General features: G+C 74.4%; 10 protein-coding genes. 5 read left to right on the top strand and 5 right to left on the bottom strand.

All coding sequences use genetic code 11. The features are described from left to right. Positions 1–121: 121 nt before the first annotated feature. Together RY076_RS09610 and RY076_RS09605 are read left to right on the top strand one after the other, a co-directional pair. Positions 122–4,027, top strand: a complete 3,906-nt coding sequence (locus RY076_RS09610; RefSeq protein WP_323097436.1) for a Pls/PosA family non-ribosomal peptide synthetase — start codon at positions 122–124, stop codon at positions 4,025–4,027. A 3-nt stretch (positions 4,028–4,030) separates the two neighbouring features. Further along, positions 4,031–5,482: a M1 family metallopeptidase gene (locus tag RY076_RS09605; RefSeq protein WP_323097435.1), complete on the top strand. Its 1,452-nt coding sequence runs from the start codon at positions 4,031–4,033 to the stop codon at positions 5,480–5,482. Here the strand turns inward: RY076_RS09605 and RY076_RS09600 are convergent. Continuing rightward, on the bottom strand, positions 5,423–6,283 hold the full coding sequence (locus RY076_RS09600) for a 4'-phosphopantetheinyl transferase family protein (RefSeq protein WP_323097434.1): 861 nt from the start codon (positions 6,281–6,283) through the stop codon (positions 5,423–5,425). The genes RY076_RS09605 and RY076_RS09600 overlap by 60 nt on opposite strands. Beyond that, the gene (locus tag RY076_RS09595) at positions 6,280–6,546 is read right to left on the bottom strand and encodes a three-helix bundle dimerization domain-containing protein (protein WP_323097433.1); all 267 of its coding nucleotides are present in this window, start codon (positions 6,544–6,546) and stop codon (positions 6,280–6,282) included. Before RY076_RS09595 ends, RY076_RS09600 begins: the two co-directional genes overlap by 4 nt. Before the next feature lie 213 nt (positions 6,547–6,759). On the opposite strand from RY076_RS09595, the gene RY076_RS09590 reads away from it, so the two are divergent. Next, positions 6,760–9,930 carry a discoidin domain-containing protein gene (locus RY076_RS09590; RefSeq protein ID WP_323097432.1) on the top strand — a complete coding sequence of 1,057 codons (3,171 nt, stop codon included), beginning with the start codon at positions 6,760–6,762 and terminating at the stop codon, positions 9,928–9,930. Positions 9,931–9,945: 15 nt separating this feature from the next. Here the strand turns inward: RY076_RS09590 and RY076_RS09585 are convergent, their stop codons facing one another. Then, positions 9,946–10,410 carry a MarR family winged helix-turn-helix transcriptional regulator gene (locus RY076_RS09585; RefSeq protein ID WP_323097431.1) on the bottom strand — a complete coding sequence of 155 codons (465 nt, stop codon included), beginning with the start codon at positions 10,408–10,410 and terminating at the stop codon, positions 9,946–9,948. A 140-nt stretch (positions 10,411–10,550) separates the two neighbouring features. Between RY076_RS09585 and RY076_RS09580 the strand changes: the two genes are divergently transcribed. After that, complete coding sequence (locus RY076_RS09580) at positions 10,551–12,032, top strand: MFS transporter (protein ID WP_323097430.1); 1,482 nt, start codon at positions 10,551–10,553, stop codon at positions 12,030–12,032. Between the two features lie 16 nt (positions 12,033–12,048). Here RY076_RS09580 and RY076_RS09575 read toward each other — a convergent pair whose 3' ends face one another. Continuing rightward, complete coding sequence (locus RY076_RS09575; RefSeq protein WP_323097429.1) at positions 12,049–12,522, bottom strand: ANTAR domain-containing protein; 474 nt, start codon at positions 12,520–12,522, stop codon at positions 12,049–12,051. A 45-nt stretch (positions 12,523–12,567) separates the two neighbouring features. Next, positions 12,568–15,405: an FAD-binding and (Fe-S)-binding domain-containing protein gene (locus RY076_RS09570; protein WP_323097428.1), complete on the bottom strand. Its 2,838-nt coding sequence runs from the start codon at positions 15,403–15,405 to the stop codon at positions 12,568–12,570. Between the two features lie 16 nt (positions 15,406–15,421). Between RY076_RS09570 and RY076_RS09565 the strand changes: the two genes are divergently transcribed. Further along, the gene (locus RY076_RS09565) at positions 15,422–16,180 is read left to right on the top strand and encodes a GntR family transcriptional regulator (protein WP_323097427.1); all 759 of its coding nucleotides are present in this window, start codon (positions 15,422–15,424) and stop codon (positions 16,178–16,180) included. The last annotated feature ends 107 nt before the right edge of the window (positions 16,181–16,287 follow it).

Genomic DNA, 16,287 nt, shown 5'->3' with positions numbered 1-16,287 from the left:
AATCCGTTGCGGACGCCCCGGCGTTACACCTCGCCCGGGACCGACCCCGTCGAACGACCCCTCCCGTTCACCTCGGGGCTCTAGCGTCGGAGGTGACGAACCCTGACAGGAGGCTGGCCCGGTGACCGACCGGCTCCGCGCGGCCGCACGCGCCCCCGAACCGCGGACACTCGTCGACGTCCTCGCGGCGACGACGGCGGCCCACCCCGACGTGCCGGCGGTCGACGACACGGCCACCGTGCTCACCTACGCCGAGCTGACTGCCGCGGCGGTCGCCCTCGCCCGCGACCTGGCCCGCGCCGGTGTCCGTCCCGGCGACCGCGTCGGGGTCCGTGCGCCGTCGGGCACCGTCGACCTCTACGTCGCGGTGCTCGGCATCCTCCATGCGGGGGCCGCGTACGTCCCCGTCGACGCCGACGACCCACAGGAGCGTGCCGATCTCGTCTTCGGCGAGGCCGCGGTCACGGCGATCGTCGGGCCGCGCCGCCGGATCCGCCCGGTGGGCCGGGCGGCCCCACCCCCGCGGGGCCCGAAGGCCAGCAAGGCGCACCCGACGCCGCCCGAACCCGTCACGGTCACCACCGAGCACGACGCGTGGGTCATCTTCACCTCGGGCTCCACCGGCGTGCCGAAGGGCGTGGCCGTGTCGCACCGCTCGGCAGCGGCGTTCGTCGACGCCGAGGCCCGGATCTTCTTGCAGGAGCGGCCGGTCGGGCCCGGCGACCGGGTCCTCGCCGGCCTGTCGGTGGCGTTCGACGCGTCGTGCGAGGAGATGTGGCTCGCGTGGCGGTACGGTGCATGCCTCGTGCCGGCGCCACGCTCGCTCGTGCGCACCGGCCAGGACCTCGGTCCGTGGCTCGTCGCGCAGGACATCACGATCGTCTCGACCGTCCCGACGCTCGCGGCCCTGTGGCCCGCGGAGGCGCTCGAGCCCGTGCGGCTGCTCATCTTCGGCGGCGAGGCGTGCCCGCCCGACCTCGCGGCGCGGCTCGCGACGCCGGACCGCGAGGTGTGGAACACCTACGGCCCCACCGAGGCGACCGTCGTCGCGTGCGCGGCCCCGCTCGACGGCGTGGGGCCGGTGCGCATCGGCCTGCCGCTCGACGGCTGGGACCTCGCCGTCGTCGGACCCGACGAGCAGCCCGTCGGTGAGGGTGAGACCGGCCAGCTCATCATCGGCGGCGTCGGGCTGGCCCGCTACCTCGACCCGGCCAAGGACGCCGAGAAGTACGCGCCGATGCCGACGCTCGGGTGGGAGCGCGCCTACCGCTCGGGCGATCTCGTCGTCAACGATGCCGAGGGGCTGCTCTTCGTCGGCCGCGCGGACGAGCAGGTCAAGCTCGGCGGCCGCCGGATCGAGCTCGGCGAGGTCGACGCCGCCCTCCAGGCGCTGCCCCACGTGACCGCTGCCGCGGCCGCGGTGCAGACCACCCCGGTCGGCAGCCAGCTGCTCGTCGGCTACCTCGTCCCCGCGTCCGAGTACCTCGACCTCGACGCCTCGCGCGAGCGCCTGCGCGAGGAGCTGCCCGCCGCGCTCGTGCCGATCCTCGCCATCGTCGAGTTGATCCCGACGCGCACCTCGGGCAAGGTCGACCGGGCCGCGCTGCCGTGGCCGCTGCCCGGCGCCGGGGCGGACGCGGACGCGTCGGACCTCGAGGGCACCGCGGCGTGGGTCGCCGGGCACTGGTCGGCCGTTCTCGGCGCGTCGGTCGGCTCGCCCCACGCCGACTTCTTCGCCCTCGGCGGGGGCAGCCTGTCCTCGGCCCGGCTCGTGTCGCTGCTCCGCGAGCGCTATCCGACCGTCACGGTCGCCGACATCCACGCGCACCCGCGCCTCGGCGCCCAGGTCGAGCTGCTCGAGTCGTTCGCGCCGGTCGACCCGTCCGGCGGCGGACCGGAGCGCACCGTGCACCGCATCCCCCGGCGCACGCAGCTGCTCCAGACGCTGGTGTCGGTCGTGCTGCTGACGATCAAGGGCCTCCAGTGGCTCGTCGGCCTCGGCATCGTCACCGAGCTGCTGCGTGCCTCCGGCGTCGCCACGTGGCCGCGACCGGTGTCGTGGTGGGCGCTCGGCATCGGCCTCCTTGCGTTCGTGACGCCCGTCGGGCGCATGGGGATCACCGCTCTCGCCTGCCGGTTGCTGCTGCGCGGGCTCAAGCCCGGCTCCTACACCCGCGGTGGGTCGGTGCAGATGCGCCTCTGGGCGGCCGAGCGGTTCGCCGACGCCATGGGCGCGGTGACCATGGCCGGCGCGCCCTGGATCGTCCACTACGCGCGACTGCTGGGTGCGACGATCGGCCCCGGTGTCGACCTCCACACCGTGCCGCCGGTGACCGGGCTGCTGACCATCGGCGGGGGCGCCAGCATCGAGCCCGAGGTCGACCTGTCGGGCTACTGGATGGACGGCGACGTCGTCCACGTCGGCACCGTCCACATCGGGCGCGAGGCCGTCGTCGGGGCCCGTAGCACCATCGGCCCGGACGTCCACATCGGCCGCGGCGCCGTCGTCCAGGCCGGCTCGACGGTGCTGACGTCGGTGCCCGCCGGACGCGTCGTCGCGGGCTCGCCCGCCACGCGCGTCCACGACCCGGCGGAGCTCGGCCATCCCGCCGAGCGGCCGCCTCGGCGCCCGGCATGGGTCGCGGCCTACGGCGCCTCCGGCGCCTTGGTGTCGCTGCTGCCGTTCGTCGCGCTCACACCCGCGCTGCTCGTGCTCGCCCGCGCGCTCCGGGGCACCACCGGCACCGGCGACGCCGCGCTGACCGTCCTCGCGTGGGTGCCCGTCGTCACCGTCATCGGGATGGTCGGGCTGGCGCTGCTGACCGTCGTGCTCGTGCGGCTGCTCGCCCTGGGGCTCGGTGAGGGCTTCCACCCGGTGCGCAGCCGCATCGGCTGGCAGGTGTGGCTCACCGAGCGGCTCCTCGACCAGGCCCGCACCTACCTCTTCCCCCTGTACGCCAGCCTCTTCACCCCCGTGTGGCTCCGGCTGCTCGGGGCCCGTGTCGGCAGCGACGTCGAGGCCTCGACGGTGCTGCTGCTGCCGTCGATGACGACCGTCGCGAGCGGCGCTTTCCTCGCCGACGACACCATGGTCGGCAGCTACGAGCTGGCGCACGGCTGGGTGCACATCGCGCCGGTCAAGATCGGCAAGCGCGCCTTCCTCGGCAACAGCGGCATGACAGCCCCGGGCCGACGCGTCCCGAAGTTCGGGCTCGTCGCGGTGCTCTCGGCGGCACCGCCGAAGTCGAAGGCCGGGTCGAGCTGGCTCGGCAGCCCGCCGGTCCGGCTCCGACGCCCACCGCAGGGCAGCGACGACGAGCGGACCTTCCGACCTCCGTTGCGGCTCAAGGTCTTCCGCGGCCTCGTGGAGCTGTGCCGTATCGTGCCGGTCATGGTCACCGTCGCCCTCGGGTTCGGCGTGCTCATGGCCGTCGAGGCCCTCGCGCTGCGCTGGGGGTGGGTCGTCGCGGCCCTGCTCGGCGGGGTCGTCCTCGCCGCCACCGGGGCCGTGGCCGCCGCCGTCACGACGCTGGCGAAGTGGGTCATCGTCGGTCGCATCAGGGCGGTCGAGCACCCGCTCTGGAGCTCGTTCGTGTGGCGCAACGAGGTGGTCGACGCGTTCGTCGAGATGGTCGCCGGCCCGTGGTTCGCCTGGACCGCCACCGGCACACCCGCGATCAACGTCTGGCTGCGCACGCTGGGCGCCCGCATCGGCCACGGCGTGTGGTGCGAGACGTACTGGCTGCCCGAGGCCGACCTCGTCAGCCTCGGCGACGGCGCCACGGTCAACCGGGGCTGTGTGCTGCAGACCCACCTGTTCCATGATCGGATCATGAGCATGGACAGCGTCACCCTCGACGAGGGCGCCACTCTCGGGCCGCACGGGGTCATCCTGCCGGCGGCCTCGATCGCCCGCACGGCCACGGTCGGACCCGGCTCGCTCGTGCTCCGCGGGGAGAGCGTGCCCGCCGGCAGCCGGTGGACCGGCAACCCCATCGCCCCCTGGCACGAGAAGCCGAGCGCCTGAACGGTGAGCGTTCCCGACCGCACCCGCCGCACCCGACGCACCGACCACCCCGTGCTGGATGCGTACACGCCCGAGCGCGGCGACCCCGGCTACCGCGTCGAGCACTACGACCTCGACCTCGACTACCGCGTCTCGAGCAACCGGCTGTCCGGTCGGGCCACGCTGACGGTCCGCGCGCTCGCGCACCTCGAGGCGCTCAAGGTCGACCTGGTGGGGCTGCGTGCGGGCAAGGTCACGGTCGACGGTTCACCGGCCAAGTGGACCCACCGCGGCAACGCCGTCACGGTCCGCCCGGTGCGTCCGCTCGAGGCCGGCACGACCGCCGAGCTCACCATCACCTACTCCGGCACCCCCGGCCCGACCCGCACCCGGTGGGGCACGCTCGGCTGGGAGGAGCTCGCCGAGGGGGTGCTCGTCGCCTCGCAGCCGACGGGCGCGCCGACGTGGTTCCCGTGCAACGACCACCCGAGCGGCAAGGCGACCTACCGCATCGCCATCGAGTGCGACTCCCCCTTCGCCGTGACCGCAACCGGCGTGCTCGTCGAGATGCGGGTACGCGGCAGCCGCACCCGTCGCGTCTTCGAGCAGACGCACCCGATGGCCACCTACCTCGCCGCCGTGCACGTCGGCCGCTACACCGAGCACGTCCTCGCCGACGTGCCGCTGCACGTGCGCCTTCTCGTGCCCGTCGGCAACGGCGCCGCGGCCCGGCACGACCTCGACCGGCTGCCCCAGATGATGGCCGTGCTGGCCGAGCGGTTCGGGCCCTACCCGTTCCCCGACTACACCGTCGTCGTCACCGCCGACGACCTCGACATCCCGCTCGAGGCCCAGGGGATGGCGACCTTCGGGGCCAACTGGCTGCCCGGCGACCGACGCCACGAGCGGCTGGTCGCCCACGAGCTGGCGCACCAGTGGTTCGGCAACAGCCTGACCCTCGGCACGTGGAGCGACATCTGGCTGCACGAGGGGTTCGCCTGCTACGCCGAGTGGCTCTGGGCCGAGGCCGCCGACGGCGTCCCGGCCTCGGTCAACGCCCGCGCGCACCACGCGCGGCTCGCGGCACTGCCCCAGGACCTCGTCCTCTCCGACCCCGGGCCGCGCGACCTCTTCGACGACCGGGTCTACAAGAGAGGGGCCCTCGCCCTGCACGCGCTGCGCACCCACCTCGGCGACCCGACGTTCTTCGACCTGCTCCGCGACTGGACCGCGACCCATGCCGACGGCACCGTCAGCACCGACGCGTTCGTCGACCTCGCGGTCGAGCACGCGGTTCGCAGCGGCGGCCAGACGGCCGGATCGTCAACGGTGCGTGGGCTGCTCGTCGCCTGGCTCGACGAGCGACCCCTGCCCGAGCTGCTCGAGCTGCCCGAGCTGCCCGAGCCGCCAGCGCCCCTAGGGCCGCCCGGGCTGTCCAGACTGCGCCGGCGACGCGAGCCGCCCGGCCTGCCCTGACGGCCGCCACACCAGGCTGGCGGAGCCGCCGAGCACGACGACCGGCACCGACGCGTCGGCCCGCGCCAGTGCCACGGCCCCGACGAGCCCGGGCGGGTCCGACAGGACGGCAGGCTCGTGCAGGTCGTCGAGGTCCGCGACGGCGACCGGGACGCGGTCCGGGCCCACCGGCGTCGGCACACCGGGCAGGGGCGCGGCGAACGACGCCGGGTCGACGTCGAGTCCGGTGCCGACGGCCTTGAGCGCCGCCTCCTTGCGGGCCCACGCGCGGGCCCGGGCCACCGCGTCGCCGGCCGGCTCGTCGTCGGGGTGCAGCGCCACGGCGTCGAACCCGGGGAAGTCGGCCTCCCCGGTCCGGACGAGGTCGATGCCGACCGGCGCGAGCCGCGTCACGGCCACGGCGACCACACGGGGCCGGGACCGGACCGCGTCGGGCGCGTCGGGCGCGTCGGGCGCCTCGGGCCACCCGGCGCGTCCGACGTGGGTGACCGAGACGTGCAGACCGGTGTCGGTGGCCACGCGCACCCGGCCGTGCGGCTCGCCGCACCGCGGGCAGGTGCGGTCGAGCGCGACGCCGGCGGGCGGCACGCCGAGCACCTCGCCGACCACCCGCCGCACGAGCAGGTACCCGGCCGCACGGCTCGCGGCCACCGACGCGACCGTCGTCTCCGACACGCGTCGACGCTCGGCCGCGTCGAGGGCCGCCAGGTGCGCGCCCAAGGCGGTCACGTCGGCGGGAACCGCCACCGACCAGATGCCGACGGCCGCCCGGACGACCTCGGCCGCGGCGTCAGCGCTCACGCGTCGGCGGGGCCCGACGGGCCGTCCGCGCCGTCCTCGCCGCCTGCCGGGGCGGGGTCGGGCGCCTCGGGGTCGGCGAAGGCGAGGCGGTCGCGGGCGACGTGCTCGACGAGCACGGGCACGAAGTCGCGCACCGGTCCGTCGAGGCTCTGGTGCGCGACGGTGACGGCTGCCGCGACGACGTCAGGGTGCAGGTGGGGGAACCGCTGCTCGAGGCGTGCCTGCACCTCGGCCAGGGCCCGGTGTTCGGCGTCGCGCTCCATGCAGCAATGCTCCGGGAGCCGTGCGCCGAAGACAAGCCCTCGGCCTCGGCCGGGCCATCGGCCGGAGCCGGCCGGAGCCGGCCGGAGCCGACCGGAGCCGGCCGGAGGCTACTGATCCCGTCTCGTCCGGCGTTGTCCTGCATCGTTGTCCGCTCCGGACAGCCCTGCGGCGGACCGTTGACAGCCTGTCGGACACGACCGAAGGATCGCGCCATGACAACGGTCGTCACCTCTCGTCGCCGGTTCCTCGGGCTCCTCGGAGCGGGAGGTGTCGCGGTCTGCCTGCCCCTCGCCGAGGCCTCCCCCGCGTCGGCCCTCGGCGCACCCACGCCCCTCGCCGCGCCCGCCGGCTGGCTCGACGCCGACGCCGTGGCGCAGACCTACCACCGCGCCCTGCTGCGCCACACCCGTTGGTCCGAGACACAGTGGGACGCGACGGCCGGCCACTACCGCACCACCGACTTCGGGTTCGCCGTCGTGCTCGGGCACGCGGTCCTGCTGACCCGGGGCGGCTTCGACGCCGACGAGGCCGGCATCGACGAGGCCACCCTCCGCTCCCGCACGATCGCCAGCCTCAAGTACTTCGCCGGCGCCAACCGCGTCGTCGGCGGGACCGCATGGGGCAAGACGCTGTTCTTCGACACGACCTTCCAGCTCTACGTCCAGCTGGCCGCACGCCTGCTCTGGGACGAGCTCGACGAGCAGACCCGTGACACGTACCAGACCATCGCGGTCGGGCAGGCTGCGTACACGACCTCGCTCGGCACCGGCAACGACCCGGCCTCGGGCTCGTGGACCCCCAATGGCCTCAAGGGCGGCTGGGTCGGCGACACGAAGCTCGAGGAGATGGGCGTGTACGCCCAGTCGATCGCGCCCGGTCTCGCGTGGGCGTCCGACGACGCCCGCTGGGACGACTGGTTCGCGGCGTACGGTCGCTGGAGCCGCAACGAGGGCAGCCTGCCGCAGGCCGACGCCGCCAACCCCGCGGTCGTCGACGGCATCCCGGTGCTCATGAACACCGCCCACAACGTCTACGACACGTTCGTCGTCGAGAACCACGGCTCCTTCGGCCCGCACTACCAGTCGGAGATGTGGCGCACGTCGGGCCGCAACTCGGTCCACTTCCTCGTGGCCGGCCGCCCGCTGCCCGAGGTGCTCACCGCGCAGCCGAACGGCGACGCCCTGTGGAGCCGGCTCGTCGGCTTCATGAGCGACTCGGGCGAGCCGCTCATGCCGCTCGTCGACGACCGCGAGCACCTCTACGGCCGCGACGTCATCCCGCTCGCCTTCCTCGCCCAGGTCCTCGGCGACCGCGCGGCGGCCCGGTCCGAGGCCGACCTCGCCGACCGGCTGCTGCCCTACCTCGACTACGCGCCGCAGTACCGGCTGACGAAGTTCTCCGGTGAGCCGAAGTACGAGCCCGAGGCCCGGGCCGAGGTCGCGATCAGCTTCCTGCTGCACGAGTGGCGCGCCGCCCGCGGCGGGGCTCCCGAGCCGCTGACGTCCGCCGAGCTGTACGCCGCCGGCACCGGCGCGGTCGACCTCGGCGAGGGGCCGGGCATCGTGTCGCACCAGAGCCCGAAGGCGTGGGCCGGCGCCGTCAGCAAGCCCGGCTTCGTCAAGCTCGCGTGGCAGCCCGACCACGACGACTGGTTCTTCAACCTCGGCGGCACCTCGCCGATGTACCTCCCGCGCACCGACCTCGGCGTCACCGCCCGCAGCGCCCGCACGTACGTCGCCGCGCGCGACGGCTACGACGCGTCGGTCACCGTGCTGACGCTCGGCTCCGCCGGTCGCGTCGCGCTGGCGACGCTCCCCGGCGGCGAGGTCGTCATGACGAGCTCGGGCGTCGCCGACCGCGAGGGCACCTTCGGCCTGCACAACCTGACGATGCCGGGCGTGCGCGGGCTCGACGGCAGCCGCACCTTCGTCACCGCCGACGGCACGCTCGAGGCGAAGGCCGCCGACGCCCAGGGCGGCCTGCCGAGCGGGGTCGCGCGTCGTGACGTCGTCGACGTCCCCGGCTCGGTCACCGCGCGGTACGTCCGGATGCTCGGCGTCACGCCCGACCCGACGTACGGCTACTCGGTCATCTCCTTCGAGGTGCGCACGGCCGCGGGTGGCGCCGACCTCGCGGCCCGGCACCCCACCACGGCGTCGTCGGCCGACACCGGCCGGGGCGCGGCCTTCGCCACCGACGCGGACTCCTCGACGCGCTGGGCCGTGTCGCGCGCCGACCGGCCCCGCGCCGACAGCTGGCTCGCGGTCGACCTCGGCGCTCCGACGGCCGTCGGCCAGGTGACGATCGACTGGGAGGCCGCAGCCGGACGGGCCTACGTCGTGCAGACCTCCGACGACGGGTCGTCGTGGACGACGCGCGCCCCCTACCCGCGGATGCTGCGCAGCTCGCGCTGGGTCGGGATCGACGACCGCGTCGGCTTCCTCGTACGCGGTGGCTCGAACCCGATCGAGGTCGGCGACAGCATCCTGACCCTGTCGGCCGGCCCCGCCGCCGGGAGCGCCGGCATCGTCGTCGAGGGGCTTCCCGAGGTGCGCTCGGCCGACCTCGCGCGCCTCGCGGACGCCGCCGACGCGTCCGCTCCGCGACCGAGCGCACCGGGGGTCACCGCGTCGCTCGCCGGAGGCCTGCTCAGCGTCGTCAACCTCACCGGTGACGCCGTCGACACCGACGTCGCGATGGCGGCCGACGGTCCGGTTCCCTGCTTCGAGGGGACGCAGGAGGTCTCGGCCGACGGCACGGTGCTGCACGCGTCGGTCGCCGCCGCGTCGGGCGTCGTGCTGGCGCCGCGCGCATCCGTGTCGGTCGTCGGTGGCGGTCGCCCTCCGTCGGGGCTCGTCGTGACCGTCGATGACGCGGTCACGCTGCGGCTCAAGGGAATCGACGCGCAGGTGGACGTCGTGTTCGCCGACGGTCAGCGCCGTCGGGCGACCGTGTCGCGCGCCCGGACCGCGACGGTCCGCGTCGGCGGACGGGCCTACCCGCTGGACGACCTCGCTCTCGCCCGGCAGACCTTCCCGACCTCGCCGCTCCCCCCGACGATGACCTCACCCGCGGCGGCGGTCGACGGGTCGGACTCGACGGCCTGGGCCGTCACCGGGTCGGGTCGCATGGTCGTCGACCTCGGCGAGGCCCGTGCCCTCGGCAAGGCCGTGGTCGACTGGGGCACCGCACCCGGCTTCGGCACGGTCGAGGTGTCCGACGACGGGCTCGGCTTCCGACGCGTCGGTCGCATCGGACCGGGGACGCAGCTCGGCTCACTCGCCCTCGGCACGACGGCCCGCTACGTGGGGCTGGCCGTCGAGTCACCGGGCAGCTCCGGGCGACGCGTCACCGTCGTCTCGCTCACCGTCACGGGCGGGTGAGGCGCGGCTCGCGGGTCAGGCGCGCGGCCAGGGCCGCCCGTCGAGGCTCTCGAGGTCGGTGTTGAAGCGCCGCAGGAGGGCGACGAGGGCGGCGACGTCCTCGTCGCTCCAGTCTGCGACCACCTTTCCCAGCCCCTCGGCGTTCGCGCGTCGGTCCGCCTCGAGGTCGTCGACGCCCGAGGGCGTCGCCCGGAACTTGCGCGCCATCCCGCCGTCGGGGTCGGCGACGCGCTCGAGGTGACCTGCCCTGGTCAGGGCGGCGGTCTGGCGGTTGAGCGTCGAGACGTCGAGGCCGAGCGCGTCGCTCAGCTCGTTCAGCGACATCGGCCCCTGCGCGACGATGCGGCTGAGCAGCGTGTACCAGCTGCGCTCCAGACGCCTGGAGTGCTGGCCGGAGAACCGTCGGTTCGGGATGAGGTAGCGCGACAGCAGCATCGTCTCGAGCTCGAGCGCCTCGGTGCGTCGTCGTGCCCTGGCCATGTCGTCCTCTGGCGTGTCGTTGGTGTCGTGCAGTGTCGTGCGGTGTCGTCGGGGTCGCGGCCCCACGATATCGGGACAGCTACCCGCGTGCAGGCTACACGAGTTGTGCATCATGCATGTTATATGTACAGTGCACACTCGTGACTGAGACATCCCTTCCCACCCGGCGGCCCGCCGTCCGCACCGAGGCCGTCGTGGCCGTGCTCGCCTTCGCGGGCATCGTCGCCGCGGTGATGCAGACGCTCGTCGTCCCCCTCATCGGCGAGCTGCCGCGCCTGCTCGACACCACCTCGTCGAACGCGACGTGGGTCATCACGGCGACGCTGCTCGCGGCCGCCGTCGCGACGCCGATCAGCGGCCGCCTCGGCGACCTCTACGGCAAGCGTCGCGTCATGCTCGCGTGCTCGGTGCTGCTCGTGGCCGGGTCGCTCGTGTGCGCCCTCGCCACCTCGGTCGTCCCGATGATCGCCGGCCGAGCCCTGCAGGGCGCCGCGATGGGCCTCGTCCCGCTCGGCATCAGCGCGATGCGCGACCTGCTCCCGCCGGAGCGGCTCGGCACCTCGATCGCGCTCATGAGCGCCTCGATGGGCATCGGCGGCGCGCTCGGCCTGCCCGTGGCCGCCGCCGTCGCGGAGTACGCGAACTGGCGGATGCTGTTCTGGGGCGCCACCGCCCTGGCCGTCGCCATCGCCGTGCTCATCTTCCTCGTCATCCCGGCCACCCCGGTCACCGCCCACGGCCGGTTCGACCCCGTGGGCGCCGTCGGCCTCGGCGTCGGGCTCGTCTGCCTGCTGCTCGGCGTGTCCAAGGGCGCCGACTGGGGCTGGACGAGCGGCGCCACCCTCGGCCTGCTCGTCGGTGCGGTCGTCGTGCTCCTCGCCTGGGGCTGGTTCGAGCTGCGGACCTCCGACCCGCTCGTCGACCTCCGCGTCACGGCCCGCCCCGTCGTGCTGCTGACCAACCTCGCGTCCGTCGTCATCGGGTTCGCCATGTACGCGCAGTCGCTCATCGTGCCGCAGCTGCTGCAGCTGCCGACCACCACCGGGTACGGCCTCGGTCAGGACATGCTCCGGATGGGCCTGTGGATGGCCCCCGGCGGACTCATGATGATGCTCGTCTCGCCGCTCGGCGCCCGCCTGTCGCACGCCCGCGGGCCGAGGACCACCCTCGCCGTCGGCGCCGCTGTCGTCGCCCTCGGCTACCTCTCGGCCGTGGCGCTCATGGGCTCGACGTGGGGGCTGCTCGTCGCGGTCTGCGTCACCAACACCGGTGTCGGGTTCGCCTACGGCGCCATGCCGGCGCTCATCATGGGCTCGGTGCCGCTGTCCGAGACCGGCTCCGCCAACAGCTTCAACACGCTGATGCGCTCGATCGGCACGTCGGTGTCGGCCGCCGTCGTCGGCGTCGTTCTCGCGAACCTGTCCACCGACGTCGGTGGCGGCATCGCGCTCCCGAGCGAGGCGGGCTTCCGCGTCGGCCTGCTCATCGGCGCGGGGGTGGCCGCTCTCGCAGCCGTCATCGCCCTGTCCATCCCGCGCGGCGCGTCCCGGGCCGCCGAGGAGCGCATCGAGCACCCTGCCGTGGCCACGGAGGACGACGCGCTCGTGCCGTCCGGGGCCTGAGCCCGGCGGCTCGTCGCTAGAGGACGGGGAGGTTGTCCACCGCTCCGGTGAGCACGACGTCCTCGGCGACGAGCCGCAGCTTGCGGTTGGTGAGGCTGCTGGCCTTGCGGAGCACGTCGAACGCGCCCTGCTCGTCGACGCGGCGGTTCGCCATGACGATGCCGATCGCGGCGCCGATCTGGCGCGAGGTGCGCAGGGCCTCCTCCAGCTGCGCGACCTGCTCGCGGCTCAGCACGCCCTCTCCCTGCAGCTCGAGGATCAGCTCACGGTCGACGTCCACGCGCACCTCGAGGTCGGCGAGCCTGCGCCGGTCCTCGTCGACGCGCAGACGGGTCTCGTCGGCACGAGCCTCACTGGCATCGGCACGACGATCGTCGCTGTCGTTCTTGGCCAGCAAGGCATCGAGGTCGGCACGGTTGACCTCGACCTGCTCCTCGAGCTGCTCGAGGCGGTGCAACTCCTCTTCCGAATCCGACGTCTGGGGACCCATGCCGTCAGTATCGACAATGAGGCCGCCTCGGACAACGTGGCGGGCTCAGGCAGTGTGCCCCTGCCCGGCCCGACGCCCGCCGGCCTCGGGGTCGAGGAGCTGGGCGAGGTGCACGGCGGGGCGCTCGCGCAGGTCGGCCACCTGGGTGCGGCAGGAGAACCCGTCCGCGAGCACGACGGCGTCGGGGGCCGCGTCGATCGCCGGGAGCAGGTTCTGGCCGGCGACGGCGAGCGAGACGTCGTGGTGGCCGATCTCCACGCCGAAGTTGCCGGCGAGCCCGCAGCAGCCGGCGAGGGTCTGCACCGACGCGCCGGTGTCGGCGAGCAGGTCGGCGTCGGCCTTCCACCCGAGCACGGCGTGGTGGTGGCAGTGCGGCTGGGCGACGACCTGCGTGCCGGTGAGGTCGGGGGCCGTCCAGCCGGGCGTCTCGGCGAGCAGCTCTGCGAGCGTGCGCACCCGTGAGGAGACGAGCGCGGCGTCCTCGTCGCCCGGCAGCAGCTCGTGCACGTCGGAGCGCAGCACTGCGGTGCACGACGGCTCGATGCCGACGATCGGCAGGCCGGCCCGGGCGTCCTCCGCGAGCGCCGCGACCGTGCGGCGCAGGATGTTCCGTGCTGAGTCGAGCTGCCCGGTCGTGATCCACGTCAGGCCGCAGCAGACCGAACCGCTCGGCAGCCGCGGCTCGTAGCCTGCGTCCCGCAGCACGCGGACCGTCGCCTCGGCGACCTCGGGTGAGAAGGAGTCGGAGAACGAGTCGGCGAACAGCACAACGGGTTTCAGCTCGGAGGTACGCGGTGTGAAACTCCGCCGGAACGGACGCCTGGCGAACGCCGGGATCGAGCGGCGTCGGTCGACGCCGGCGAGCCACAGCGCCAACGGGGCCACGAGCGGCAGCGTCAGCGACCGGTTGGCGAGGGCCGGCACGCGCCCGGCGAGCCGCGCCCACATCGGCAGCCTGCCCAACGTGTAGTGCGAGCGGGGTCGGAGCCGGCGGCGGTACGTCTGGTGCAGCACCTCCGACTTGTAGGTGGCCATGTCGATGCCGGTGGGGCAGTCGGACGCGCACCCCTTGCACGACAGGCACAGGTCCATCGCATCGTGCACCGACGGGTGCGACCACGGCAGCTCGCCGCGGACGACGTCCTGCAGGATGCGGGCGCGGCCTCGGGTCGAGTCCTTCTCCTCGCGGGTGGCGAGGTAGGAGGGGCACATGACGCCGCCGGCGGCCGAGTTGTCGGCGCGGCACTTGCCGACGCCGGTGCAGCGGTGCACGGCCTGGGCGAGGTCGCCGCCGTCGTGAGGGTAGGCCATCGCCAGGTTGCGGACCGGGAAGTGGCCCGCGGGGCCAACGTCCTGGTCGACGGGGTCGGGGTCGACGAGCACCCCGGGGTTGAGCAGGTTGTCCGGGTCGAAGGCGTGCTTGATGCCGCCGAAGAGGGCGATGGCGTCAGCGGAGTACATGTGCGGCAGCAGCTCGGAGCGGGCCCGGCCGTCGCCGTGCTCGCCGGACAGCGATCCGCCGAATCCGCCCACCAGGCGGGCGGATTCGGTGAGGAACTCGCGCATCACCTTCGTGCCGTCGGGCTGGTCGAGCGGCAGGTCGAGACGCACGTGCATGCAACCGTCGCCGAAGTGGCCGAAAGGTGCGGACGTCATGCCGTACGAGCCGACGAGCTCGTCGAAGGCCGCGAGGTACTCCCCCAGTCGGGCCGGCGGCACGGCGGCGTCCTCCCACCCGGGCCAGGCCGGCTTGCCCGACGGCGCCCGGCCGGCGAGACCGGCGCCGTCCTCGCGGATCCGCCACAGCCGGGCCTGCACGGCGGGGTCGACGACGACCACCGCGTCGTCGGCGAGACCTTCGTCGACGAGGCGTCGGGCCCGTGACGTCACCTCGCCGAGGTCGTCGCCGGCGAACTCGACGAACAGCCAGGCGCGCCCGCGCGGCAGGGGCGGGATGGCGTCGGGGCCGCGTCGGGCGCGGAGCACGTCGATGAGCCGGGAGTCGAGCCCCTCGCACGACGTCGGGGCGTGGGCCACGACGGCAGGTGCCGCGTGCCCGGCCGCGACGATGTCGCTGAAGCCGAGCGCGACCACCACCCGCACGGGGGCATCGACGACGAGCCGGACCGTGGCCTGCGTGATGACACCGAGCGTCCCCTCCGAGCCCACGAGGGCCTGGGTGAGGTCGAACCGCTCGGGCAGCAGGTGGTGCGCCGCGTAGCCGGAGACCTGCCGGCCGAAGCGGTCGAACTCGGTGCGCGCCGTGGACAGGTGGCGTCCCATGACGGCGCGGACGCCCGCCACGACGTCGTCGGCGCCGCGCGCGAACGGCGCCCCGGCGTCGTCGTAGCCGGTGGCGAGGTGGTCGCCGGCAGCGGTGAGCAGCTCGAGGCCGGCGACGTTGTCCGAGGTGCGGCCGTAGGCCAATGACCGGGAGCCGCACGCGTTGTTGCCGATCATGCCGCCGATGGTGCAGCGCGGGTGCGTCGACGGGTCGGGCCCGAACCGGACGCCGTGGGGCGCGGCCGCCTTCTGGAGCACGGCGTGGACGGTGCCGGGCTCGACGACCGCGGTGCGGGTGTCCGGGTCGACCGACAGGACGCGGTTCAGGTGGCGGGAGAAGTCGAGCACGACGCCACGCCCGACGGCGTTGCCGGCCACCGAGGTGCCGGCGCCGCGCGAGGTGACCGGAACGCCGGTCTCGCGCGCCACGGCGAGGGTCGCCTCGACCTCACCGACGTCGCGCGGGCGCACGACCGCGAGGGGCGGGATCCGGTACAGCGACGCGTCCGAGGCGTACATGCTGCGGGTGCCGGCGTCCGCGTGCGCGTCGAGGCCGGCACGTCCCAGCGCCTGCACCACCTGCGCGTCGAGCTCATCCATGCGTAACATGTTACGCATGGTCCGGCTCGCCCTCCCCCACGATGCCCCGTCCCTCGCAGATGCGGTCGTCGACGCCGTGCGCACGGGCATCACGGCCGGCGAGCTCGTCCCGGACGCCACCTACTCCGTCTACCAGCTCGCCGACCTGCTCGGCGTCTCGCGCAGCCCCGTGCGCGAGGGGCTGCTACGCCTCGCCGAGGCGGGCCTCGTGCGGATCGACCGCAACCGCGGCTTCCGCGTCCTGACGCCGCAGGCGCGCGACATCGAGGAGATCATCGACATCCGCCTCGCCCTCGAGCCGGCCGCCGCCCGCCGCGCCGCCGAGCAGGCCACCGACGCCCAGCACGCCGAGATCCGCGAGGCCTTCGAGGCCATGGGCACCGCCCTGGGCGAGGGCAGCACCGCCCCCGCCGACGAGCAGCGGTTCTGGGTCGCCGACCACGCCGTGCACGACACCCTGATGCGCGCCGGCGGCAACCAGCGCGCCGCCGCCATCATCGACCGGCTGCGTGCGACGACCGCGCTGCTCGGGCCACCGACGACGACCGCCGGGCGGACCCTCGCCGAGATCCGCGACGAGCACGAGCCGATCGTCACGGCTGTGCTGCAGCGCCGCGGCGCCGATGCCGAGCGGGCGATGCGCCACCACCTCGAGCACACCGGTGAGCTGCTCGCCAGGACGCTCGCCGGGACCCTCGACCGCACGCTGGACCGCACGCTCGACCGCACGCTCGGCCGCTCGCTCGAGGGGACGGCCGTGGCCGCGGAGCCCTGACGACCCCGACCCGCGCGTCTCAGCCCGCGCACGAGATCGCGCCCCGGCCGCCGGCTGGGGCACCCTGATACCGAGACCCACCAAGATTTCGGGCGTCCCGCACCGAG

Origin of the sequence: Intrasporangium zincisolvens, from assembly GCF_034724055.1 — a bacterium.
Taxonomy (GTDB): Bacteria; Actinomycetota; Actinomycetes; order Actinomycetales; family Dermatophilaceae; genus Monashia; species Monashia zincisolvens.
Note: the sequence above shows the minus strand (reverse complement) of the source record. Positions and strands in the feature narration are given on the sequence as shown.

What these genes read in the sequence shown, in the direction of transcription:
- RY076_RS09595 (WP_323097433.1), bottom strand. Translation starts at nt 6,546, where the DNA reads ATGGAGCGCGACGCCGAACACCGGGCCCTGGCCGAGGTGCAGGCACGC.
- RY076_RS09590 (WP_323097432.1), top strand. Translation starts at nt 6,760, where the DNA reads ATGACAACGGTCGTCACCTCTCGTCGCCGGTTCCTCGGGCTCCTCGGA.
- RY076_RS09585 (WP_323097431.1), bottom strand. Translation starts at nt 10,410, where the DNA reads ATGGCCAGGGCACGACGACGCACCGAGGCGCTCGAGCTCGAGACGATG.
- RY076_RS09575 (WP_323097429.1), bottom strand. Translation starts at nt 12,522, where the DNA reads ATGGGTCCCCAGACGTCGGATTCGGAAGAGGAGTTGCACCGCCTCGAG.
- RY076_RS09570 (WP_323097428.1), bottom strand. Translation starts at nt 15,405, where the DNA reads ATGGATGAGCTCGACGCGCAGGTGGTGCAGGCGCTGGGACGTGCCGGC.
- RY076_RS09565 (WP_323097427.1), top strand. Translation starts at nt 15,422, where the DNA reads ATGGTCCGGCTCGCCCTCCCCCACGATGCCCCGTCCCTCGCAGATGCG.